29 protein-coding genes are annotated in these 21514 nt (G+C 37.0%); 8 read left to right on the top strand and 21 right to left on the bottom strand.

What is annotated here, in order from left to right:
• The first annotated feature begins 7 nt into the window (after positions 1–7).
• Positions 8–457 (top strand): GNAT family N-acetyltransferase, encoded by a 450-nt coding sequence (locus tag AC2TFD_RS04285; protein ID WP_484675046.1) that lies wholly within the window; start codon positions 8–10, stop codon positions 455–457.
• Positions 458–593: 136 nt separating this feature from the next.
• Here the strand turns inward: AC2TFD_RS04285 and AC2TFD_RS04280 are convergent, their stop codons facing one another.
• The 13 genes from AC2TFD_RS04280 to fsa (AC2TFD_RS04220) all read right to left on the bottom strand — a co-directional run bounded on the left by AC2TFD_RS04280 (position 594) and on the right by fsa (AC2TFD_RS04220) (position 12949).
• Positions 594–1433 (bottom strand): YheC/YheD family protein, encoded by an 840-nt coding sequence (locus AC2TFD_RS04280; RefSeq protein WP_335568205.1) that lies wholly within the window; start codon positions 1431–1433, stop codon positions 594–596.
• Between the two features lie 4 nt (positions 1434–1437).
• Positions 1438–1824, bottom strand: a complete 387-nt coding sequence (gene panD, locus AC2TFD_RS04275; RefSeq protein ID WP_335568204.1) for an aspartate 1-decarboxylase — start codon at positions 1822–1824, stop codon at positions 1438–1440.
• A gap of 232 nt (positions 1825–2056) precedes the next feature.
• Positions 2057–2185, bottom strand: a complete 129-nt coding sequence (locus AC2TFD_RS04270) for a YjcZ family sporulation protein (RefSeq protein ID WP_335568203.1) — start codon at positions 2183–2185, stop codon at positions 2057–2059.
• 306 nt (positions 2186–2491) lie between these two features.
• Positions 2492–2665: an asparagine synthase gene (locus tag AC2TFD_RS04265; RefSeq protein ID WP_335510100.1), complete on the bottom strand. Its 174-nt coding sequence runs from the start codon at positions 2663–2665 to the stop codon at positions 2492–2494.
• A gap of 111 nt (positions 2666–2776) precedes the next feature.
• Complete coding sequence (locus AC2TFD_RS04260) at positions 2777–4114, bottom strand: glucose-6-phosphate isomerase (protein ID WP_484675045.1); 1338 nt, start codon at positions 4112–4114, stop codon at positions 2777–2779.
• 364 nt (positions 4115–4478) lie between these two features.
• Positions 4479–5138 carry a fructose-6-phosphate aldolase gene (gene fsa, locus AC2TFD_RS04255; RefSeq protein WP_335510104.1) on the bottom strand — a complete coding sequence of 220 codons (660 nt, stop codon included), beginning with the start codon at positions 5136–5138 and terminating at the stop codon, positions 4479–4481.
• A gap of 26 nt (positions 5139–5164) precedes the next feature.
• A complete protein-coding gene (gnd, locus tag AC2TFD_RS04250; protein WP_335510108.1) occupies positions 5165–6058 on the bottom strand; it encodes a phosphogluconate dehydrogenase (NAD(+)-dependent, decarboxylating) in 894 nt (297 codons plus the stop codon).
• A 44-nt stretch (positions 6059–6102) separates the two neighbouring features.
• A complete protein-coding gene (tkt, locus tag AC2TFD_RS04245; RefSeq protein WP_335568201.1) occupies positions 6103–8103 on the bottom strand; it encodes a transketolase in 2001 nt (666 codons plus the stop codon).
• A gap of 25 nt (positions 8104–8128) precedes the next feature.
• Positions 8129–9631: a glucose-6-phosphate dehydrogenase gene (gene zwf, locus AC2TFD_RS04240; RefSeq protein WP_484675044.1), complete on the bottom strand. Its 1503-nt coding sequence runs from the start codon at positions 9629–9631 to the stop codon at positions 8129–8131.
• Between the two features lie 40 nt (positions 9632–9671).
• Positions 9672–10340 (bottom strand): ribose-5-phosphate isomerase RpiA, encoded by a 669-nt coding sequence (gene rpiA, locus AC2TFD_RS04235; RefSeq protein ID WP_484675043.1) that lies wholly within the window; start codon positions 10338–10340, stop codon positions 9672–9674.
• A gap of 41 nt (positions 10341–10381) precedes the next feature.
• On the bottom strand, positions 10382–10516 hold the full coding sequence (locus AC2TFD_RS04230; protein ID WP_335568198.1) for a BA3454 family stress response protein: 135 nt from the start codon (positions 10514–10516) through the stop codon (positions 10382–10384).
• Between the two features lie 466 nt (positions 10517–10982).
• Complete coding sequence (locus AC2TFD_RS04225; RefSeq protein WP_335568197.1) at positions 10983–12008, bottom strand: asparaginase; 1026 nt, start codon at positions 12006–12008, stop codon at positions 10983–10985.
• Positions 12009–12292: 284 nt separating this feature from the next.
• On the bottom strand, positions 12293–12949 hold the full coding sequence (fsa, locus tag AC2TFD_RS04220) for a fructose-6-phosphate aldolase (RefSeq protein WP_335568196.1): 657 nt from the start codon (positions 12947–12949) through the stop codon (positions 12293–12295).
• 245 nt (positions 12950–13194) lie between these two features.
• Between fsa (AC2TFD_RS04220) and AC2TFD_RS04215 the strand changes: the two genes are divergently transcribed.
• Positions 13195–13596: an NUDIX hydrolase gene (locus AC2TFD_RS04215; protein ID WP_484675042.1), complete on the top strand. Its 402-nt coding sequence runs from the start codon at positions 13195–13197 to the stop codon at positions 13594–13596.
• 62 nt (positions 13597–13658) lie between these two features.
• On the opposite strand, the gene AC2TFD_RS04210 is transcribed toward AC2TFD_RS04215, so the two are convergent.
• Positions 13659–14048, bottom strand: a complete 390-nt coding sequence (locus AC2TFD_RS04210; RefSeq protein ID WP_484675041.1) for a cupredoxin domain-containing protein — start codon at positions 14046–14048, stop codon at positions 13659–13661.
• Positions 14049–14281: 233 nt separating this feature from the next.
• Here AC2TFD_RS04210 and AC2TFD_RS04205 point away from each other — a divergent pair, with 233 nt between their 5' ends.
• Entirely contained in the window at positions 14282–14437 is a 156-nt protein-coding gene (locus AC2TFD_RS04205) for a hypothetical protein (protein ID WP_484675040.1), read from the top strand.
• A gap of 91 nt (positions 14438–14528) precedes the next feature.
• Here AC2TFD_RS04205 and AC2TFD_RS04200 read toward each other — a convergent pair whose 3' ends face one another.
• Positions 14529–14702: a hypothetical protein gene (locus AC2TFD_RS04200; protein WP_335517624.1), complete on the bottom strand. Its 174-nt coding sequence runs from the start codon at positions 14700–14702 to the stop codon at positions 14529–14531.
• Positions 14703–14884: 182 nt separating this feature from the next.
• Here AC2TFD_RS04200 and AC2TFD_RS04195 point away from each other — a divergent pair, with 182 nt between their 5' ends.
• Entirely contained in the window at positions 14885–15028 is a 144-nt protein-coding gene (locus tag AC2TFD_RS04195) for a hypothetical protein (RefSeq protein WP_484675039.1), read from the top strand.
• 143 nt (positions 15029–15171) lie between these two features.
• Here the strand turns inward: AC2TFD_RS04195 and AC2TFD_RS04190 are convergent, their stop codons facing one another.
• On the bottom strand, positions 15172–15594 hold the full coding sequence (locus AC2TFD_RS04190; protein WP_484676265.1) for a VOC family protein: 423 nt from the start codon (positions 15592–15594) through the stop codon (positions 15172–15174).
• A 22-nt stretch (positions 15595–15616) separates the two neighbouring features.
• Positions 15617–16063, bottom strand: coding sequence for a GyrI-like domain-containing protein (locus AC2TFD_RS04185; RefSeq protein ID WP_484675038.1), 447 nt, complete (start codon positions 16061–16063; stop codon positions 15617–15619).
• A 294-nt stretch (positions 16064–16357) separates the two neighbouring features.
• Between AC2TFD_RS04185 and AC2TFD_RS04180 the strand changes: the two genes are divergently transcribed.
• Positions 16358–16882, top strand: a complete 525-nt coding sequence (locus AC2TFD_RS04180; protein WP_484675037.1) for a hypothetical protein — start codon at positions 16358–16360, stop codon at positions 16880–16882.
• Complete coding sequence (locus AC2TFD_RS04175) at positions 16858–17571, top strand: hypothetical protein (protein ID WP_484675036.1); 714 nt, start codon at positions 16858–16860, stop codon at positions 17569–17571. Before AC2TFD_RS04180 ends, AC2TFD_RS04175 begins: the two co-directional genes overlap by 25 nt.
• Positions 17572–17894: 323 nt before the next feature.
• On the opposite strand, the gene AC2TFD_RS04170 is transcribed toward AC2TFD_RS04175, so the two are convergent.
• Both AC2TFD_RS04170 and AC2TFD_RS04165 read right to left on the bottom strand, forming a co-directional pair.
• Positions 17895–18275: a PaaI family thioesterase gene (locus AC2TFD_RS04170; protein WP_335568190.1), complete on the bottom strand. Its 381-nt coding sequence runs from the start codon at positions 18273–18275 to the stop codon at positions 17895–17897.
• Positions 18276–18400: 125 nt separating this feature from the next.
• A complete protein-coding gene (locus AC2TFD_RS04165; RefSeq protein ID WP_484675035.1) occupies positions 18401–18784 on the bottom strand; it encodes an FAS1-like dehydratase domain-containing protein in 384 nt (127 codons plus the stop codon).
• Between the two features lie 235 nt (positions 18785–19019).
• Here AC2TFD_RS04165 and AC2TFD_RS04160 point away from each other — a divergent pair, with 235 nt between their 5' ends.
• Both AC2TFD_RS04160 and AC2TFD_RS04155 read left to right on the top strand, forming a co-directional pair.
• Positions 19020–19757 carry an HAD family hydrolase gene (locus AC2TFD_RS04160; protein ID WP_484675034.1) on the top strand — a complete coding sequence of 246 codons (738 nt, stop codon included), beginning with the start codon at positions 19020–19022 and terminating at the stop codon, positions 19755–19757.
• A gap of 142 nt (positions 19758–19899) precedes the next feature.
• Positions 19900–20046, top strand: coding sequence for a hypothetical protein (locus AC2TFD_RS04155; RefSeq protein WP_335517644.1), 147 nt, complete (start codon positions 19900–19902; stop codon positions 20044–20046).
• 117 nt (positions 20047–20163) lie between these two features.
• On the opposite strand, the gene AC2TFD_RS04150 is transcribed toward AC2TFD_RS04155, so the two are convergent.
• Positions 20164–20733: a histidine phosphatase family protein gene (locus AC2TFD_RS04150; RefSeq protein WP_484675033.1), complete on the bottom strand. Its 570-nt coding sequence runs from the start codon at positions 20731–20733 to the stop codon at positions 20164–20166.
• A 229-nt stretch (positions 20734–20962) separates the two neighbouring features.
• Positions 20963–21469, bottom strand: a complete 507-nt coding sequence (locus AC2TFD_RS04145; protein WP_335517650.1) for a GNAT family N-acetyltransferase — start codon at positions 21467–21469, stop codon at positions 20963–20965.
• Positions 21470–21514: the final 45 nt, after the last annotated feature.

Genomic DNA, 21514 nt, shown 5'->3' with positions numbered 1-21514 from the left:
GAGCAGGATGACAATCAGAAAAGCCACCTGCCAAGAGAATCAGGAGATTCTGACTTATTCTAAGAAAGTCTTCGAGGAATCCACAATGGGTCTGCTCGATGGTATCGAAAATCATGAAACCCCAATAGGGTCACCTTTTTCAGGAGATGATGGTTATTATCTTGTATATTCAGAGAATAACGTGATTAAAGGGTGGTTAGGTGTAGCGAGTACATGTAACTATTATAACGGTGAAATGGTTGGATTTATTTCAGAGGTGTATGTTATCCCGGAATATCGCAGGAAAGGAATCGCACGACAGTTGTGTATAGAAGGGATTAAAAACTTGAAGAAACAGGGACATCATAAAGTACAATTACATGTATTTGCAGGAAATTGTGCAAAACAACTTTATCAAAAGCTGGGTTTCCACGAGGTGTCAAGATTAATGGGAAAAAACATTTACCTTGACACTTAATAATTTAGATGTAACAAAAGACTTGCAGAAACCTTGCAAGTCTTTTTGTTTTACCAGCTGTAACCGACACAAAACTTAGATAAGAACTCTAAGAAGATTGACGTCTCAATTCTAACTGCCTATAAATATTACTAGATCAATCTGGTTCATTCCCCTTTTCCGTTAAATAGGTTTCAAATGAGTCCATCACATTCCTCATCCATTTTTCATAAATTTTAGCTTTATGATGGATGATTTTATCAAAGGAGCTTTGGTCTGGAAGGAGGGAGAATAAATACGGATCCGGGCCTCCTTGGGTATCATCCGTGTTGATCTCAATAATCCATAGGTTTCCACGATGGTCCAATCCAAAATCAAGTCCTACTTCAGAAAAAAAATGGTATTGATCAAGCATATGACAAATTTCCAAGGAGACATTCTTTAATGTTTCGGTTGAAAAGGGCTGGTTTTGATCAGGGAATATCATAGAAATAACTTCATCAGTCGGTCTAACTGAACCATTGCTAATTTCAACATTGGAAACGATGGATCCTGTCCCGCCAATTCTTACTAAATCACCTGCATAGACCCAAGAACCATCCATCTCCTTATATAAATGGGACCTTATATCAAATACATGATCGTTAAACCTGACTGTTGGGATTCCTCTTTGTATGATAGTACTTTTTTCTTGATAAAATTGGTCAATTTGATGATAGATCTTATTAAAGTCATGAGTAAAGACTGCTTCTCTCCCCTGTATAGTCCAAACAAAGGAGTTGTCGTTTTGTTGAATGGTACTGATATCTTTCCCACCCCAGGAGGCAATTGGCTTTATATAAAGAAGGGGATATTCGATAAGCATCGATGACAAAGATTCTTTTGAAAATAATCTTGTATCTGGGATTTGTATGTTTTTTATGGAATGCCGGAATAGTAATTTATACATCTCCCATTTGTTAAAAAACTCCCTATTTGGATCCAAAAAAGGCGACATTCTATTAATCCTCCCATGATTCCATTAATGGATTTTCTTCAACCTTAATCATTTTATTTTGGCCATCTACATAGGCCACCTTCGTTCTTAAATTCTTGATTTCTTCTTCAGTGAATATTCCAGTACTTAAAATGATGACAAGGTCTCCCTTAGTAAAAAGGTGCGCAGGTGGACCGTTTAAACAAATAACACCCGAATGTGCCTCTCCAGGAATGGCATAGGTTTTCCAGCGGGCTGCATTGCGAAGATTGGTAATTTGGACTATTTCATAGGGCAAGAGGTTTACTGCTTTCATTAGTTCTTTATCTACTGTAATGCTTCCTGGATAATTTAAATCTGCCTCTGTTACAGTAGCTCTATGGATTTTCCCTTTACACATATAACGTTGCATTTTACTCCTCCAATAGTTGAACTTTTAACAACTGTATATGAGGTTTCAGCACACAATGTGCCTAAAAGGAACTAAAGTCTTAAAAAAATATCGGTTTGTTATGATTATTTATCCCAGAGTTAGGATGATTGATATTGATTCAACATTGCAAACACCTTAATAAGAATTCCCAAATACAAAAAAGCCCTACAAGGGCTCTTTTGCATTTGAAGAAAGGTTAATTGGTTTTTACTTAGAAACAGATAACTGCTCCAACGATGATTAACAAGATAAACAATACAACAATTAATGCAAAACCGCCGCCATAACCGACACCGCCATAGCCATAGCCACCACAACCATATCCACCATATCCAAACATTAGATAGCCCTCCTTTATATACTTATTCCTTATAAAATATGCTTAGAAACTAAGGTGGTAAGGGCTATTTCACTAGTTTTTATAAGGACAAACCTACGGAATATGAATAACGCAGTAAATAGGGAGCCGAGTGCAGCAAAAAAATGCCTAATTTGTCTTATTCAAGTAACGGTCCATTTTATTAAAGAATCGGTCCTTTTAAACTGTTCTTTTTCATCTAGAATAGCTCCGCTATGATATGCAAGGAATGCTTTACCTTATACTAATTAAATAAAAAAGACGAGCAGCGATGCTGCTCGTACCTTTTTAACGTCGGTGTTGGACAAGGTCAATAGCTCCTAAAACCACATGTGCTAAACCGAAACCAAAAACGGTATTGGCAATCATTTTATTGGTTCCACGTCTTTGTTTTAGTATATACCCAGTTGCTGTTACAGCTGAACCTAATGCAGTTGGAATTAATCCTTCGCGTATATTCATCGAATGAATCCCTCCACACACCGTTATTTGGTGAATAAACACCTTATTTATTTTGCACGCAGGAACATCATTTATGCTCTCGGTTCTAATTCCCTTTACCCACATTTCCTATCATTCGGAAATGCGTTTTTGTAATTCTTCTCTTTCTGCTTCATATCCTGGTTTGCCTAGGAGCGCAAACATATTCTTCTTGTATGCCTCTACTCCTGGCTGGTCAAAAGGATTCACTCCCATTAATAATCCGCTGATTCCACATGCTTTCTCAAAGAAATAAACCATTTCACCGAAGGTATATTCATTTAATTGATCCATCTCGACAGATAGGTTAGGAACTCCTCCGTCCACATGGGCAAGCACGGTACCCTGTGCAGCATTCTTATTAACAAAGTCCATTGTTTTTCCAGCAAGATAGTTTAATCCATCCAGATCAGCAGCTTCTTCCTTAAGGGTAATATCTAGTTCAGGTGCCTTTATGGATATAACTGTTTCAATAAGGTCCCGTCTTCCTTCTTGGACATATTGTCCCATCGAATGAAGATCGGTCGAGAAATCGACAGAAGCAGGATAAAGTCCTTTTTGGTCTTTTCCTTCACTCTCACCAAATAATTGCTTCCACCATTCAGATACATAATGAAGAGATGGCTCAAAATTGACTAGCAATTCTATTGATTTTCCTTTTCGGTAAAGAGCATTTCTTACTGCAGCATACTGATAACTTTGATTTTCTTCCAAGTTCGGATTATTATACTTATCCGCAGCAGCTGCGGCACCTGCCATCATTTTATCAATATCTAATCCTGCAGTTGCGATAGGTAATAAACCAACTGCGGTTAACACGGAATATCTGCCGCCGACATCATCAGGAATGACAAAGGTTTCATAACCCTCTTCATCAGCTAATGTTTTTAATGCACCTTTAGCACGGTCAGTTGTTGCATAAATACGTTTCTTCGCTTCTTCTTTCCCATACTTTTTCTCTAAATATTCTCGGAAAATTCGGAACGCAATCGCAGGCTCTGTTGTTGTACCTGATTTTGAAATGACATTGACTGAAATATCTTTGTCCTTAATTACATCAAATAAATGGGTTAGATAGGTAGCACTGATATTTTGTCCTGCAAAATAAATTTCTGTTTTGCCATCCATTTGGTTATGAAACGTATGAGATAGTGCCTCTATCGCAGCTCTCGCACCAAGATAGGAGCCTCCTATACCGATTACGATTAATGCGTCTGAATTACTACGGATTCTTTCAGAAGCAGCTTTGATTCTTGCAAATTCTTCTTTGTCATAGTTATGCGGTAGATCTACCCATCCAAGATAATCAGAACCCGGACCTTTTTTCTCGTGAAGCATCTCATGCGCAGTTTTCACAAATTCACTTAAATAATCTACTTCATGCTGCTGCATGAATGATAATGCATTAGAATAATCAAATGTAATAGTCATTGTTGTTTCTCCTCGTTCTATCTTTTAATTTGTCCATTTTGCAGAACCAATGTTGTTTTTTTGAAAATCGGCTAAAACCTATCAGATACTAATCTGATTCCCACTAGCTACTTTTTTCGTGTCCAATGGTAACCAGATGGCTTGTCTGATTCCCTCTAGCCTTTTTTTCGTGTTCAATGGTAACTAGATGGCTCGTCTAATTCCCTCTAGATTCTTTTTTCGTGTTCAACGGTAACCAGATGGCTTGTCTGATTCCCAAAAGCATGACTTTTCAGCTTCAACGGTAATCAGAGGACTCGTTGTTTCCTTTAATAATGTGTAAGGGCGTTAGTTAAAGTAACGCCCTTAAATTTTCCGGAAAATATTAAACAGTTTTCCAGTCAGCAGCAAATTTTTCAAGTCCTTGATCGGTTAAAGGATGTTTTGATAATTGCTCAATGACTTTAAATGGAATCGTTGCAATATGTGCTCCAGCCAACGCTACGCGGGTTACGTGGTCTGGGTGGCGAACAGATGCTGCAATAATTTGTGAATCTAGATTTTGAACACGGAACATCTCGGCAATTTTTGCGACCAGTTCTACACCATCTTCATTAATATCATCTAAACGTCCTAAGAATGGTGAAACATACGTAGCTCCTGCACGTGCCGCCAATAATGCCTGGTTGACACTAAAAATCAGGGTAACATTGGTTTTAACACCTTTTTTAGTTAAATAACGGCAAGTCTCTAGTCCATCAAGTGTCATTGGAACTTTGATAGTAATATTCTTATCGCCACCATTGATTTTAATGAGCTCGTCTGCTTCCGCAATCATTTGCTCAGCCGTTAAAGCGTTGGGTGTTACCTCGGCAGAAACTGACTCAACTTCTGGAACTGCATTTAAGATTTCTGCAATACGATCTTCGAATTTTACGCCTTCTTTAGCCACTAAAGATGGGTTCGTTGTAACACCGGATAACACGCCAATTTTATAGGCCTTTTTGATTTCTTCTAAGTTTGCAGTATCGATAAAGAATTTCATGATGTAATCCTCCAATTATGATTCATTTAGTTTTTTTCGACAGTGTGTCCGCCAAATTCATTTCTAAGTGCAGCTACAACTTTACCTGTAAAGGTATCATCTTCTAGGGAGCGATAGCGCATTAATAAGGACATGGCAATGACTGGTGTTGCTGTTTTAAGGTCTAAAGCAGCTTCTACAGTCCATTTTCCCTCACCTGAGGAATGCATAATCCCCTTAATTTCATCCAAATTTGGATATTTTGAGAATGCATTTTCTGTTAATTCCATCAGCCATGAACGAATAACCGATCCATTATTCCAAACACGTGCGACCTTTTCGTAATCAAAATCAAATTCGCTTTTCTCAAGAACTTCAAAACCTTCACCAATAGCAGCCATCATCGCATATTCGATTCCGTTATGAACCATCTTTAAGAAATGCCCGCTGCCTGCTTTACCAGCGTATAAGAAGCCATTTTCAACAGCTGTATCTTTGAAAAGAGGTTGTACAACTTCCCATGCTTCTGGATCCCCGCCGATCATATAACAAGCACCATTCCGGGCACCTTCCATACCGCCTGAAGTACCCGCATCCATAAATCTTACGCCTATTTCCTTTAATTCATTGTAGCGTTGAATTGATTCCTTATAGTGCGAATTACCTGCTTCAACGACAATATCGCCTTTTTCCAAATAAGGTAAGATTTCACCAATAACGGAATCAACCACTGCATGTGGGACCATGATCCAGATAATTCTTGGTTGTTCCAAGGATTGGACGAGCTCTTTATAACTTGCAACCCCAGTTGCTCCATACTGTTTCATATTTTCTACTGCACTTGGATTCACATCAAATGCTACCACTTCGTGATGGTGGTCCAATAAATTTTGTCCTAAGTTTAATCCCATTTTTCCTAAACCAATAAGTCCTACCTTCATTATGTTCTCCTCCAATTGTGAAATTAATTTGTTTTATATTTTTTCTACTTAGAAATATTTAAGACACTTTTCGCCATACGTACTACATTATCAGTTGTAAAACCAAATTCCTTCATGACCGCAGCTCCATCGCCTGATGCACCAAATGTTTCAATGGATAATATCTTTCCTTCAAATCCAACAAAACGCTCCCATCCAAGTGAGATCCCCATTTCAATAGCAACTCGTTTAGGTTGAGAAGAAGGAAGTACTTCTTGTTTATATTCTGCTGACTGCTGACTAAACAATTCCCAACTTGGCATGGAAACGATACGGACCGAAATATTTTCTTTTTCAAGTTCGGTCTTAGCATTCACTGCCAATGATACTTCGGAACCGGTAGCGATTAAAATGACATCTGGATTTGAATTTGTCTCTCCAAGTACATAAGCTCCTTTAGAGAGGTTCTCTAGATTTGCTTTTGTTTCGTTAAACACCGGTAAGTTTTGGCGGCTTAGGATTAACGCAACCGGGCCTTCTGTTTGCTGAAGTGCATATGCCCAAGCGCTTGCTGTTTCATTTGCATCAGTTGGTCTTATCACCGTTAATCCAGGAATGGATCGAAGTGCTGCTAAATGTTCAACCGGTTCATGTGTTGGACCATCCTCACCTACTGCAATGGAATCATGTGTAAACACATAAATCACTGGAAGTTTAGAGAGAGCAGCAAGGCGGATTGATGGTCGCAAATAATCATTAAAAACAAAGAATGTACTTACAAAAGGTTTGACACCACCGTGATAGGCCATCCCATTAGCTGCTGCTCCCATTGCATGTTCACGAACACCAAAGTAAACATTGCGTGCACCGTATGATTCAACTGCATAGATTTGTTCGCCTTTAATTTCTGTCATGTTAGAATGGGAAAGATCTGCGCTTCCTCCGAAGATTGCTGGCACAGATTTCACATAATGGTTGATTGCGTCTCCACTGGCAACCCTAGTTGAAACTGCTTTCCCTGTATCAAAGGTCAATATATCTTTTGTTTCGATCAGCACTTTTCCATCTATAGCGTTTGTTAATTCATCGGCTAATTCTGGATATGCTTGCTTATAAGATTGGAATAAGTTATTCCAGTTTTGTTCCGTATCGATTCCCTTACGCTTTATTTGCGCAAAATTCTCTTTTACTTCTTCTGGTACAAAGAAATCCTCTTCATAAAGCCAGTTATAAGCTTGTTTTGTTGCTTTTCCTTCTTCAACTCCAAGTGGTGCACCATGTGCTTTATTGGTTCCTGCAACCTTCGGACTGCCATATCCAATAATGGTTCTGATTTCAATCAAACTTGGCTGATCTGTTTTTTGTTTGGCTGCTTCGATGGCATTAGAAATGGCCTCAACGTCATTTCCATCCTCCACTCTCAAATAGTGCCAGTTCGCTGATTCTGCTCTTTTCTCAATATTTTCAGAGAAGGAAGCATTTAATTCTCCATCGAGTGAGATATCATTTGAATCATATAAAACAACTAGCTTCCCAAGTTTCATATGACCTGCCATTGACATGGCTTCATAGGAAATACCTTCCATTAAGTCACCGTCACCGACTAACGCGTAGGTGTAGTGATCAATTACCGGGTGTCCTTCTTTATTGAACTTTGCTGCTAAATGAGCTTCTGCCATCGCCATTCCAACTGCATTTGCAATTCCTTGACCTAATGGACCTGTAGTTGCCTCTACACCCGCTGTGTGACCGAATTCAGGATGCCCTGGTGTTCTGCTATTTAACTTTCGGAAATTTTTCAAATCATCAATCGTGACATTGTAGCCAGCTAAATGCAGCATGCTATAAAGCAAACTCGATCCATGTCCCGCAGATAAGACAAATCTGTCGCGGTTAAACCATTTTGGGTTTTCAGGATTGTGATTCAGATGTTTCGCCCATAATGCATATGTCATGGGTGCTGCACCCATCGGGAGACCGGGATGACCTGAATTTGCCGCATTAATGGCATCTATAGATAATGTTCGAATAGTAGATATTGATAGGTTTTCAATGTTTTGTGACATTGTTTTTATTTCCTCCTAGATGTTCTTAGTTTTGTAGTACCTTATCCTTACTTATTTGAGTTTTTTCATCCAACCACCATTTAAAGCCATTTTCGAAAAGTAATAAATTAGCGGCAGCAGGACCGAAAGAACCTGACTGATATTCATTGAGCGGTACTAAATTTTCCTCAAAGGCATCTAGAATGGGCTGTACCCATTCCCATGACAATTCAACTTCCTTCCAATGAGCAAAGAAGGTCGAATCTCCGTTAATTGCATCATATATAAGCCTTTCATACGCTTCAGGGACCCCTAAGCTTATTTGATCATTCGATAACTGAATCCTAACAGGTTCAACCTTTCCATTATTCAATGGATTTTTGCTGTTTAATTGGAAAGAAATATTTTCATCTGGATTGATCTCAATAATTAATAAGTTAGGGTTCATTTGATTATTTTTATACGAAAGGTTTACCTGATTTTTATATTCAATTACAATTCTTGTAGATTTTTCCTTCATTCTTTTTCCTGTACGAATGTAAAAGGGAACCCCAGCCCATGATGGATGATCAATCCACAATCGAGCAGCCACAAAGGTATCCGTAGTGGAAGCAGAGGCTACACCTGGCTCCTCTTTATAGCTTGGAACCTTCTGCCCGTTTACCTCTCCAGAGATGTATTGTCCGCGAACTACATCGTAATGAACAGCTTCTTTACTTATGGAACGAAGCGATTCCATGACCTTCCGTTTCTCTTTTCTAATTTCTGTTGCGTTTACTTCTCTAGGTGTATCCATAGCAGTCATCATCAGCATTTGCAGCATATGGTTTTGAACCATATCTCGTATTGCTCCAGCCTGATCGTAGTATCCAGCTCTTTTTTCAACTCCAACCGTTTCACTCGCGGTAATTTGTACATTTGCAATATGTTCTCTATTCCACAAGGACTGTAGAATCGGGTTTGCAAAAGACAAAGCTTCTAGGTTCTGTACCATCGGTTTGCCTAAGTAATGGTCTATACGATAAATTTCCTCTTCAAGAAAGGCACGACTTAGTTTTTCATTTAGTTCCCGTGCAGATCGAAGGTCATGACCAAATGGCTTTTCAATGATTAATCGTTTCCACCCAGATGTCTCACCAAGTCCATTGTTATTAATGTTTAAGGCAATTGTATCAAAAAATTCAGGTGCCACTGAAAGGTAAAACATACGATTTTGTGTTAAATCAAGTTCGTCTTCACGCTGCTTTACTAAGTGTAGTAATGATTTGTAATCTTCTTCACGGTACACATCCAATTTACTATAGCGGAAGTAATCTAAAAATTCCCCCATCGCAGCTGCCTCATGTTCAAGGCGTCGTGAAAAGTCCAAAATTGAGTCTTTCACTTTTTCTTGAAAATCTGAATGAGAAAGTTCCCCTCTTCCGAGTCCAATAATTGATATCGACTGTGGTAATTTTTGATCAACATATAAATTGTAAAGAGCTGGAAAAATCTTTCGCTTTGCTAAATCCCCTGTTGCTCCAAATAAGACAAAGGTCATTGATTCCATTATTGTTCCCCCATGTTCGTATTCTGACTTCTCCCACGTTCTAACTTCGGACCATTGTTGTAAGCTTTTTATCTTTCATGGTAATCACACAATCTGCCATTCCTACAAATAGTCCGTTATCCACCACACCTGGTATAAGGTTTAGATTTTTCTCTAACTCTCTTGGGTGTGTAATTTTATGAAAAGAGCTGTCTATAATATAGTTTCCGTTATCTGTTAGATACGTTTTCCCATCCTTTTGCCGCAGCTTTGGACTGCCTCCAAGTTCCCTGATATGTTTTACTGTCATTTCGTATCCAAATGGAACAACTTCTATCGGCAGTGGAAAAGTCCCTAGTGTTTCTACATTTTTATCAGAGTCAGCAACAACAATAAAATTTTTTGCTGCTGCAGCGATGATTTTTTCTCTTAAAAGAGCACCGCCGCCGCCTTTAATGAGGTTTAACTTAGGATCTACCTCATCTGCACCATCAATGGCGACATCAATGTGTTCAATTTCAGCAAACGAAGCTAGCGGAATGCCAAGTTCTATCGCAAGTTGTCTCGTTTGTTCAGAAGTAGGAACTCCTTTAATGGAAAGTCCCTGCTGGACTAACTGACCGAGCTTGGTGATGGTATAAAATACTGTCGAACCAGTACCAAGTCCAACCACCATACCGTCTTTTACATATTCAACAGCTTTTTCTCCCACTTCTTTTTTTTCATTCAAGGCTTTATCTCCCTTCAACTAAAGTTGGGATTTCTCCATTATTAATTTGTCCATTGTTTCGCAACTTGTTCCCATGCCATTTGCAAGATTTGATTTTCAGGAGTGTCCTTTCTTGCAATGACATTCGTTTGGTAATTCTTCCCTTTAAAATTAAGTTTTACAGTTACTTCGATCATCTTGTTCACTCCCTCAATTATTATTATTTTGACTTATAACGGTTATAAATAATAACCTAAGTAACTTTATGTAACCATAATATATCCTAGTGTCGAATAACGTCAAGTAAAATATCTCGAATTTGAGACATTTCTTAAATAACATCCTTCTAATTCCTTATTTAATACTAAAAAGCAAAATAAAAGGACTGGTGCAACCAGGCGAAATTGTTCAACCTCGTTTATTAACTTCAATAAGTTTTCCAAATGACGATAGGCTGCATATGCATAAATAGACCCTGATTTCACAAAATAATTCTTTGTGAAATCAGGGTCTTTCTACAAGAGTTTACTTAATCTAGCATATGTTCTTTATACCCTCCAACAGGTAAGTTGTCGCAAAACTCAATGCGGCTGGCACCGTGTTCGATTGCTTTGAGCACCATAAGAAATTTTCCACACAGACTTCTATCAACAAAAATTTTATTTATATTCTTGCACACTCGAGAGATTTTATTAGTAAAAACGTCTCATTAACTGTTCCCACCACAACCCCAGAATCATTCCTTACAATAGACGGCTTTAACTCCCTCAACCTTCTAATTGTTTCTTTATTACTATAATCAATTTGCTCTAGAATGGAGGCAACGATGTTTGGCCAGACATCCTCTGAACCATTTAATACTTTTAAGGCAAAACCAAGTTTCTCATTTTTTAGTCCGAAGCAATACACACCTTGAGCTCCGCCTTTTGCTACGATATTTGTATCCTGTAGCAGGATTGAACAAATAAAACGTTCTGACGCAACCATAAGTGGGTGTTCGTTCATAATGCCTGTCATTTTACTAACTGCATGTTGTAGTGAAGAGTCATTAATTAAATCAGGACAGGCCAACTTTAAGTATGTAATCGCCATATTCTGTAACGGAATTGCAAATACTGGTACACCGCACCCATCTAGCCCTACTGTAATCTTGGAAACCGGTACTTCGGATAAGGTTGATAGGATATTCAACAATTGCTGCTGAAGCGGATGACTCTCTTCCCAGTACCCTTCCACAGGGTACCCTAATTCTCTACAAACAGTAATGAATCCCATATGCTTTCCAGAGCAATTGTGGTAAAGTCTTCTTTTCTCTACATTTTTCCTTAATAGTTCCTCTCTAGGTCCTACATTTAAGGGATAGGAAGGGGGGCAGAACAATTCTTCTTCCTTGACTGGTAATTTCTTTAACATTGATTCTAGAGCAGCGATATGATAAGTTTCTCCTCTATGAGAAGCTGTGAACAAAGCGGCTTCTTCATTAGTAAGATTATATTTTTCTATTATGTTTGATAAAAAAACAGGTATCGCTTGTATTGGTTTTGCTGCGGACCGAAAATATGTGTAGTGATTTACATCTCCTACATGGTACACCGTTTGCAATTGTTCATTTACCCCACATATGACTCCCGTGTGTATATTTTCAACTAATCCGGCTCTCGTTTCTTCGACTAGGACTTCAAGATTCATGTATTTCATCTCCTTCTGAAGGCCGCAGGAGTTCCCTGACTAACCTTATAAATTAGTCATAAATAATCTATAATGAGGGGCAACGTATTCTGTCGGTTTTAGTCAATCTACTCTCAATTATTCCACTCTTAAGGAATTTCCAAATTCATTTCAATATAACGTTGTCTTGCTTCGCTGACTCCTTCATCACTAAAAAAACGACTCGGGTAAATACCGGAGTCGTCTACAGGTTGTTTATACTATGTTTTTTTCAGATCATATCTCTTTATCTTTTATGGATGGTTTTAAGCGTTCCAGTCAGCCGCGAATTTTTCAATTCCTTGGTCTGTTAAAGGATGTTTTGATAATTGCTCAATCACCTTGAATGGAATCGTTGCAATATGTGCTCCAGCCATCGCTACACGTGTTACGTGATCAGGGTGACGAACAGATGCTGCAATGATTTGTGAATCTAAGTTTTGAACTTGGAACATCTTAGCAATTTTTGCTACCAGTTCTACACCATCTTCGTTAATATCATCCAAACGGCCTAAGAATGGTGAAACATAAGTTGCACCTGCACGTGCAGCCAATAGTGCTTGGTTTACACTAAAAATAAGGGTAACATTGGTTTTAACACCTTTTTTGGTTAGGTAGCGGCAAGCTTCTAGTCCATCAAGAGTCATTGGAAGTTTGATTGTAATATTCTTATCTCCGCCGTTAATTTTAATGAGCTCATCTGCTTCCGCAATCATTTGCTCAGCTGTTACAGCATGAGGAGTTACCTCAGCAGAAACGGATTCCACTTCTGGAACGGCATTTAAGATTTCTTCAATTCGATCTTCGAATTTTACGCCTTCTTTAGCTACTAATGAAGGGTTCGTTGTTACACCAGATAATACACCAATTTTATAGGCTTTTTTGATTTCCTCAAGGTTTGCAGTATCAATGAAAAATTTCATGTTGTAGTTCCTCCAATTCTTTTATGTATGTTTCTTCATTCTTCTTAATCTATTACTTTATTACTTTACCTTAATATAATATATCTTTCATGTCAAAAATCGTCAATAAAAGTAACTTAGAAATACCATTGAACACACCCAGGAAAAAGATTAATCTATTTCTATCGACATTATTTATACTGAGGTGCAGAATTCTTGAAATATACTCTTTGTTTTTTGAAAAAAGATGATGAAGTTTAATGTTATTGCGTGCAAAAGAACCGAATAAAGGAAAATGGAATGGTGTCGGCGGTAAGATTGAGCACGAAGAAACACCTGTTGAAAATTGCAAACGAGAAGTATTGGAGGAAACGGGGTTACAATTAAAAAACCAAATTTTTAAAGGCATGATCGCATTGAACGGGATTGAATGCATTTATGTATTTGCCAGTAATGACTTCGAAGGCAATATTCTTCCATCTGATGAAGGAATCCTTGAATGGAAGAAAATCGATTGGATTTTATCCTCAAAGGGTGTGGTGGAGAATATCCCATTTTTTATTGAGGATGTTATAGATTTTACGAGTGAACCAAAAGTGTACGACTGCAGCTATTCAGATAGTGGAGAATTAACTGAAATCCAAGTTAAATTATTTCAACCCCTTTAGGGTTTAATAATAAAAAAGTCACCGGTACCTATTAAAAAGCAAGGCCCGATTGGCCCTGCTTCTTATTTGACTATTACCTTTCCAACCATACCTTCGTTGACATGATACCTACATATCAGTTCATATGTACCAGGATTTTTCGATATCACAGTAATCGTTTTTTCTTTTCCAGGCTGGACTTCGGTATCAATTCTAAGCTCTTTTACTGTGAAGGTATGTTCTTTTGTATCTGTGTTTTTCAATACCAACGTTGTCGTTCTGCCATTGGGTATAGTGATGACATTTGGTTTAAAGGAATTATCGTTCATCACGACCTCAATCGCTTTAACCGTCTCCATAGGTTGTGTTGCAACACGTGTTTCAGCAAACACGCCGAGTGAGCCCGTAGTTGTCACAACCACTATCATTGCAAGCAAAACAACCAATCCTGTTAACCACTTTTTCACAAACATTTTCAATCCCTCCATTTCTATCACTATTTTTACCAATTCATTAAATATTATCAAAATAAATTGGGTTCCAGTGTCTTTCAATTACTGATTCATTTATCTGGAACTGTATGACCGCAGGATAAAGGATCCGTGCCATACAAGTCTTTAAAAAAGGAGAAAAGAATTAAAAAATTTTTTTGAAGCATTCTATATTTTGTACAGATTAAACGTTATTAAGTCGAGGTGGATGGATAATGGCTAATGAAAACACAGACCCGCCCAATACAATACAATATAGTATATGGGATACACGAACTGACGAACAACACATACCTGTTATCAAGGATAAATTTGTTGAATCCATTGACAAACCTGTCCCTGAATCAAAAGGAACAGAAAATCGGGACTAACTTGGAGAAAGCAACCTGAGGTAAGGTTGCTTTCATTGTTTCTTCAAAACTGGAATCCTATTTCTAGTTCAAACTTTCGTAATTTTCACCTTTATAGGTGTTTACTGTTGATTGTATTGTTAACTAAGTTTTGAGTTGCATCCCGAGACGGCTCTGCCGCATTTTCAATTGCTGGCTGCACGTAGTTTAAAGCTGACTGATTAATGTTTTTAAATCTTTTCATTTTATTTTCAGGTTCGTTCTGATTTCGATTGCTCTCTTTCATTGTCAATTCCTCCAGTGTTTTCTATCATCTCTGTATTCTTCGATTTATTTAGAAAAATATACAAAACCACTACTTTTTCCTTCATACCCAAACCTGCCATTATTTTTCCTTATACAAACAAGAATCTCAAGAATAAGAAGAGAAGCAGGACACAAACTAGGCTAAAAAGGAGAGTGTATTTCATGGATGAAAAGGGTTTAAAACAGAACACTAGTAATAGTTTACCCACTGATAAAAAGGAAACGCCAGAAATAATAGCAAGCATTGATGAGTTGAAAAAAGAGCATGAACCAGAGTATGTCTTTTTATATTGGGATGAATGGTGATGTGTATCTACTAAGAGAACTTAGCTCATTAATTAAGGAGCCGCCACAGGCAACCCCTTTGATTACTCTTTTATAAGGTAGTTGTAGTTCAAGGATATGTTTTCACGGGCGATGGATATTAAAACATCGCCTCAATTAACTAACTATCTATTAGGAAATAAGGTATTTTCCTTGAAGATTGGACTTAGTTCACTCCATACATCAAATTTATTACCATCTAAATCATAAAAAACAAAGTTTCTTCCAGCGTGCCCTCTGTCTTCAATCTCTCCAACTCTAATTTCACTTTGCTTAAAGTCTTTGTGTATTGCTTCTAATGCATTTAATCCATTCACTTCGAATGTTAACGAAAAACGCTCATTACCGTAAATATCAAAGAAATTGGCGCTTTGATTTTCATTTGACTTCACAAGAAAAATGCTTTGATTGGCAAAGTTTAAAATAGCTTTGTCTTGATCCTTGTAGCTTAACTCTGCTCCTATTTTATTAACATACCAATCAGAAGAAAGGTCTACATTCGTTACTGGTATATATGTTGTTCCGATCCTTAATAATTTCTCACCCATTTTTTGTCTCCTTTCAAAATCTTTACGCTTGAATTGGTAAATAAATCTGTACTTCTTCATCTCCTTCCCCTTTAGGGTGATATGTCTCGATAATATAAGAATCGAGATCTCTTTGATAACCTTTTTCTTCTGCCCAATTCAATAAATTCAAATGAAGTTCTCCCAAGTTAGACATATTCCCTCTTGTAGTAATATAACTTTTATTTGTTTCTATATAATCCATTCCTGTTGGTACTTCATTTAATTTCTCACTCACAATTAGCCCTACATAATAATGACCTATCCTATGCTGCTCATACTTTTTAGGCTCATATAATGCAATTTCGGTCTCTGTAGTATGTAGGATTTCGTTTGAGCGACTTAATAGTTGCTTTGCCAGCAAGGGTACTTCATGACCAAAGTTAACAAACTCCCCACTGCCTTTTAATCCAACAATCTTAAATACTTTTTTAACCATCATAAACGGCATTTTAACCACTCCAGTCACATAAAAGTTCCATAATATTCTAATTTTATGATTCAACAAAAAATCCCTACTTCCTGCATAGAAGTAAGGATAAAATTAATGGCAACTAATTAAAATCAACATTAACGTTACAATCTTTTAACTGTTCGAGTATTACCCTAAAGGTGCTGCGTTTATTTTTTGCTAAAAGCCGTTTCAAAGTATGTTTTCGTTTCTTTTTCGCCCAAACTATCACTTCATAGAACAAAGCATTAACCTGTACTTGTTAGGAAAATCTAACTAGCAGGAGGTAATGCCATGCCAATAAAAGTTTTATTACTTATGTTCCTTTTCTTATCTCAATTCTTATCTGTGACGAAGGCAGAGGTACCATTGAAAGCTGCGTTTGTTCGCGACCATCAGTTATGGATGAAAGAGGGAGAACAAGAAATTCAGCTTACGAAAGATAAATATGTCTATTCACCGAAGTGGTCCCATGATGGTAGATTTATTGCTTACCTCGACGGCGATGAGCATGGTAAGAAGTATAACTTGTGGATATATGATACGAAGAGGAAGGAAAACTATGAACCATATACTAGCATTGAAACTTCATCTTTTACTTGGTCCCCTGTTGCAAATGAGCTGGCCTATTTATCTGGATGGGTATTGAATGTTACAAAGATGAAGGATGATAGGCCTTATGGATTTGAAAATGTCTCGTTAGGAGTTAGTGGCTTTGAGTGGTATCCAAATGGGAAAGAGCTTATTGTTTCTTTAGCTCAAACCGTCTTCCCACAGGCTGGTCGCCTATTAATGTGTACCGAATTCCTAAGGATATGAAGCTTAATGAGAAAAAGGCTAAGCTATTATACTCGATCCCAATTGATGAAAATGAATTATTTGCTGTTGATGTAGGTGATTTTAAATGGAGTCATAATGGAAAGTGGGTCAGCTTTCTCGGCACCCCTACACCGTCTTGGGCGATGGACAGTAATCCGTTATGTGTTCTATCTTCAGATGGAAAAGTGTTCAAAGATGTTGGCAGGATGTTAGGTTTTAGCGACTGGTTTAAGTGGGCTCCACAAGCCAGCCAATTAGCTTATATTTCAGGAGAAGGTCGTTTTTTTGTTGAGAATAAGAGTATGAAAATTGCTGATATAGAAGCAGCTGCCAAGCAGGTAGAATATACTCCCAAAGGATTTGTAGACCTAGATTTGGAGTGGCTTTCACCTTCCAAAGTAGTCGTCACACGTTCACAGGAAAACAAAACGTGGAAAGAAGGTCCAGTACCCAAAATGTTTACCTCTCTATATGAAATAGATCTACGTTCAGGCACTCAGAATCAAATCACATCCCCCAAAGAAAATGAGTTAGATATAGATCCCCAGGCTGTTGGCTTTTATTTGACATGGTTACGAAACCAAGATAATACATCCAGAAGTAGTGTCTGGATAAAGCATTATAAGCAGAAATTTGCGGGCATTTGGATTAAAAATGTAGATTCCTCACCTGCTATAATTAAAAACTAACGAAACAATACTTAATCGAGTAAGCAGCAAAGGAAAAATAAGCGAGATTTTCCGGTTAAATGGAGCATGGAGCTCGTTCGGGGCGATATAAGGGGAGATTTTCCGATTATGGAAAGCAAAATTTCCCATTTTTGAATGTTTCTAGTCAATAGGCGGAATCTCTTCGTCTATTTAAGCCCTTTTTAATAAAATTTACCAATTAAGCGGAACTTTTCCCTCTATTTATCAGAACGGGTGCTTAACCTGATTTTCAAACCGATAATTCTTGTCTCTTTTAATAAGTAAGCACCCGAAAGCGGAACCCCCTTGGGGCTCTTGTAGGCTTATTTTAGGTTTGTGCGAAATAGGATTGCTTTAGATTTAGCTACAATTTCTTGTCTATCATTATAAATTGAACACTCCGTGTGAATTAAAGTTTTGCCCTGTTTTTCAATTTTGGCATTTGCCAGCAAGTATGTACCAGTAGCGGGTTTCAAAAAAGAAACATTTAGATCAACGGTTACAGCTTGTTGAATACCGTCTTCATTTGCTGGCAGCAAATTGGAGACGGCTACATCAGCCAAGGAAGAAATGATACCACCATGTATGACCCCTGCACTATTAATGAATAGGTCCTGAACGGGCAATTTAATCTGCAAATGATCTTCATCAAGCCTTGTGTATTTCAAACCTAAAAATTCGTCAAATGCCTGTTTAATAAACATCCTATATACACCTCTCTCAATATTTGATTAAATGCCAGAAAAAGGGCTGATTGAAACAGTCCAGCAGCGCTAAACTCTTTCGTTCAATAATGAAAGAACAACAATGGGTTTTAAACGCCCTCTGCTCATTGGAGAATTACCCCTGAAAAGCTCCCTTTTACTACTTCCTTTCCATCCTGATTTTTACATACAAAGGATGTTGTAATGGCTATTCTATTTTTATTTTCTTGAATCTCGTATTCTTCAACTTTAACTTCACATTTGATTGTATCTCCTGTAAAAACAGGTCTTATAAACTCAAAATTCATCGTACGAGCCAGTATATTGTAATCTCCACCTATTTTTGTAGGCAGAGTTGCTGTTAATAACCCTTGAACGACAAGTCTTCCCTGTTCATCTGGGGTTATATGGTGAATCCCTTTATCACCTGAAATCTCTGTAAATAATTCAACATCCCTTACTGTAAACTTCCGTTCAAACGTAATGACATCTCCTACTTTTAACACCAAATTTTCTCTCCTTTGCTTTATATGATTTTATTTAAATATATATTTACTATTTTAACAGTAATTACCTCCAATTCTCTATAAACCCATCCCGAAGCTCATTTTAGCTGAATGAGCCTTATTCATTAACCTGTTCATTAGTTGAATAACTCTAACATACTGCTTACTTATTTTCGTAATATTAACTCAGTCATAGTGGAACAATAGCTAAAGTAATATATTTGAAAAGGAGTTAAAAATGCTAAAACAAAACATCTTATTTAACTTAGATGATACATTATCATACTGTAATAGATATTTTAGCCTGGTAATAGACGAGTTCGCTGAACAAATGATGGCGTGGTTTGACTCGAGTACCGAGGAAGAGATAAAACAGAAACAGCTTCAACTTGATGTTGCAGCGATTAGTGAGTACGGTCTAAAGTCGGAGCGTTTTCCCGAGTCATTTGTTGGTACTTATAAATACTTTTGCGACTTAACTGGAAGGGAAAAGAAAGAAGATGAAATACAATATTTAAGAAGGTTGGGTTTTAAGGTATTCGAGATCCCTGTTGAACCTATTCCCTATATGAATGAAACTTTACAACGTTTAAAAAAAGAGGGACATGAATTATATTTGCATACAGGAGGAGATGAGGCTAATCAACGCAGAAAAATTTCCCAGTTAGAATTGACTATATTTTTTGAACACCGCATTTTTATTTCGGAACATAAAGATACAACAGCTTTATCCGATATTTTAAAAACCATTAAGGCTGACCCTAATGTAACATGGATGGTTGGAAATTCATTAAGGACGGATATTATTCCAGCACTGGAAATGGATATCCACGCCATATACATCCCGGCAGAAAGCGAATGGAAATATAACATGGTTGAAGTAAACGTTGAGCATCGTAGTGATTTTATAACAGTAGATTCACTTCAAGAAGTTCCTGATGTAATTTATAGATGTATCCAAGATCAAATGATGTAAGTGGAGGGAATAACCCTTATATTTAAGAAAAGAAGCACTCAAATTTTCTTGATTTTGAATATTTCACCTGATTACATTCCTTGAAAAGCAAGTATAAGATGAGGGGCAGGACACAAACTATGCAAAAAGGAGAGTGTATATCATGGATGAAAAGGGTTTAAAACAGGACGCAAGTAATACTTTACCTACAAATAAACAGAAAACTCCAGATACAATAGCAAGCATTGATGAGTTGAAAAAAGAGCATGAACCAGAGTATGTATTTTTATATTGGGATGATTGGAGATAAATATCTTAAGAAGAGAAAATGAAATGAAATGAATATTGGAAAAATAATACCCAAAAAAGCAATTCTCCTTATTGGGAATTGCTTTCAATCCAGTGGGAAATTTAAGTAATGCCCGAGTTAATTGAACAAGGAAAATGACATACAATTCCAATGCTTTGAATCCCTTTTTCTTGGACCTATCCAGCCCCTTTTTTGTAATTCTTTAGCAATAAACATATTAAAAAAACCGTGTCCAACTAAAACCACCGATTTGTATTCATTCGCGTAATCAATTAGCTGTTGTGCTGCCTTATTTGCCCTGAATTTTGCTTGATCCAAAGACTCGCAATTGGTTGAATATCCACTAAACCATAGTATTCTTAAGACAATCGCCCAGGTACTTGGCTTGAATTTTAAATTAAATATTTGTGATGTATAAGAAGGTAACTCAGTTTCTCGGAATGAAGGGTCAGAAATGATATTCGTTACTGGATCTAATAGTCTTGCTGACTCAACAGCCCTTTTTAAATCACTGGTAATAATAATATTTGCAGTTGCAACTTTTTCAAGGGTTGCAGAGGGATAGGTTGACTCTTCAATCACTCCATTGTAATCATACTTTTCAACCCACTTCTTAAATTCCCAACCACTTATTTTATCATTTTCAGTTAGTTGTGATTTTCCATGTCTAATCAATGATATTTCCATAATACTTCTCCTTGAATTTGCATGTTACTTACTACCATTAACTGTTATTCTATAAAGAATTAAGAAATCCGTCTTTCACCAATCCGCCCCGTTTGTGTACAAGAAAAAAAAGCCGCCGCAGTGACCGTATTTAAGAAACCGTTTGTTTAAAAAAATATCACTCATTTGGGTGTCAGTAACAGAAAAGCATTACCGTTGTTACAGTAAGGTTGCATTAGTTCAATAACACTTATAAATACATAATCATAAAGTCTACATCAAAATAAATATTATTTTTCAGTCTTAAACCTTTTTTCTCTGTACCAAAAACTTCAAATCCAAATGAGGAATAAAGTTTTTTTGCTGATTCATTTGTTGAAACAACCGCTAAATATACTTGTTCCAACCCTTCTATATTTTTTGCTTTCTCTATTGCTTCTCCCATTAAAGCCTTCCCAATTCCGAAACCTCTTATGGAATCAGAAACATACATTGCTCCAATATGTGCCCTATGTCTTAGTTTATATAACTTTTCTTCATATAAAGTAATGATTCCAACCAGTTCTCCCTCCTCAAAAGCTCCGTAAGTAAAAGAGTCGTTTGATTGAAACTCGTTTTGATATTTTTCAATAGAAAAAACTCTTTCTTCTTCATAACTGGAAGCAAATGCTTCTGGAATATTTTTTAAAGATTCGAGCCTTATATTACGATACTTTTCTGCATCTTCTAATGAATCTAAAATTCTAATTTCCACCATTTTTCCCCTTTAATCATTTAATCTATATGTTTCATTTTACAATAA

It is taken from the genome of Neobacillus sp. plas4 (assembly GCF_057221695.1).
This window is presented reverse-complemented; position numbering and strand designations above follow the sequence as displayed.

Excerpts from the sequence above, each read along its gene's own strand:
- AC2TFD_RS04190 (WP_484676265.1), bottom strand. The coding sequence starts at position 15,594 with ATGGGTGAGAAATTATTAAGGATCGGAACAACATATATACCAGTAACG.
- AC2TFD_RS04160 (WP_484675034.1), top strand. The coding sequence starts at position 19,020 with ATGCTAAAACAAAACATCTTATTTAACTTAGATGATACATTATCATAC.
- AC2TFD_RS04205 (WP_484675040.1), top strand. The coding sequence starts at position 14,282 with ATGGCTAATGAAAACACAGACCCGCCCAATACAATACAATATAGTATA.
- AC2TFD_RS04180 (WP_484675037.1), top strand. The coding sequence starts at position 16,358 with ATGCCAATAAAAGTTTTATTACTTATGTTCCTTTTCTTATCTCAATTC.
- AC2TFD_RS04260 (WP_484675045.1), bottom strand. The coding sequence starts at position 4,114 with ATGACTATTACATTTGATTATTCTAATGCATTATCATTCATGCAGCAG.
- AC2TFD_RS04225 (WP_335568197.1), bottom strand. The coding sequence starts at position 12,008 with ATGAATCTTGAAGTCCTAGTCGAAGAAACGAGAGCCGGATTAGTTGAA.
- AC2TFD_RS04265 (WP_335510100.1), bottom strand. The coding sequence starts at position 2,665 with ATGAATATACGCGAAGGATTAATTCCAACTGCATTAGGTTCAGCTGTA.
- AC2TFD_RS04195 (WP_484675039.1), top strand. The coding sequence starts at position 14,885 with ATGGATGAAAAGGGTTTAAAACAGAACACTAGTAATAGTTTACCCACT.
- AC2TFD_RS04285 (WP_484675046.1), top strand. The coding sequence starts at position 8 with ATGACAATCAGAAAAGCCACCTGCCAAGAGAATCAGGAGATTCTGACT.
- panD (WP_335568204.1), bottom strand. The coding sequence starts at position 1,824 with ATGCAACGTTATATGTGTAAAGGGAAAATCCATAGAGCTACTGTAACA.
- AC2TFD_RS04230 (WP_335568198.1), bottom strand. The coding sequence starts at position 10,516 with ATGATCGAAGTAACTGTAAAACTTAATTTTAAAGGGAAGAATTACCAA.
- tkt (WP_335568201.1), bottom strand. The coding sequence starts at position 8,103 with ATGTCACAAAACATTGAAAACCTATCAATATCTACTATTCGAACATTA.
- AC2TFD_RS04155 (WP_335517644.1), top strand. The coding sequence starts at position 19,900 with ATGGATGAAAAGGGTTTAAAACAGGACGCAAGTAATACTTTACCTACA.
- fsa (WP_335510104.1), bottom strand. The coding sequence starts at position 5,138 with ATGAAATTCTTTATCGATACTGCAAACTTAGAAGAAATCAAAAAGGCC.
- AC2TFD_RS04210 (WP_484675041.1), bottom strand. The coding sequence starts at position 14,048 with ATGTTTGTGAAAAAGTGGTTAACAGGATTGGTTGTTTTGCTTGCAATG.
- AC2TFD_RS04185 (WP_484675038.1), bottom strand. The coding sequence starts at position 16,063 with ATGCCGTTTATGATGGTTAAAAAAGTATTTAAGATTGTTGGATTAAAA.
- fsa (WP_335568196.1), bottom strand. The coding sequence starts at position 12,949 with ATGAAATTTTTCATTGATACTGCAAACCTTGAGGAAATCAAAAAAGCC.
- AC2TFD_RS04150 (WP_484675033.1), bottom strand. The coding sequence starts at position 20,733 with ATGGAAATATCATTGATTAGACATGGAAAATCACAACTAACTGAAAAT.
- AC2TFD_RS04170 (WP_335568190.1), bottom strand. The coding sequence starts at position 18,275 with ATGTTTATTAAACAGGCATTTGACGAATTTTTAGGTTTGAAATACACA.
- AC2TFD_RS04145 (WP_335517650.1), bottom strand. The coding sequence starts at position 21,469 with ATGGTGGAAATTAGAATTTTAGATTCATTAGAAGATGCAGAAAAGTAT.
- AC2TFD_RS04200 (WP_335517624.1), bottom strand. The coding sequence starts at position 14,702 with ATGAAAGAGAGCAATCGAAATCAGAACGAACCTGAAAATAAAATGAAA.
- AC2TFD_RS04270 (WP_335568203.1), bottom strand. The coding sequence starts at position 2,185 with ATGTTTGGATATGGTGGATATGGTTGTGGTGGCTATGGCTATGGCGGT.
- zwf (WP_484675044.1), bottom strand. The coding sequence starts at position 9,631 with ATGGAATCAATGACCTTTGTCTTATTTGGAGCAACAGGGGATTTAGCA.
- AC2TFD_RS04280 (WP_335568205.1), bottom strand. The coding sequence starts at position 1,433 with ATGTCGCCTTTTTTGGATCCAAATAGGGAGTTTTTTAACAAATGGGAG.
- gnd (WP_335510108.1), bottom strand. The coding sequence starts at position 6,058 with ATGAAGGTAGGACTTATTGGTTTAGGAAAAATGGGATTAAACTTAGGA.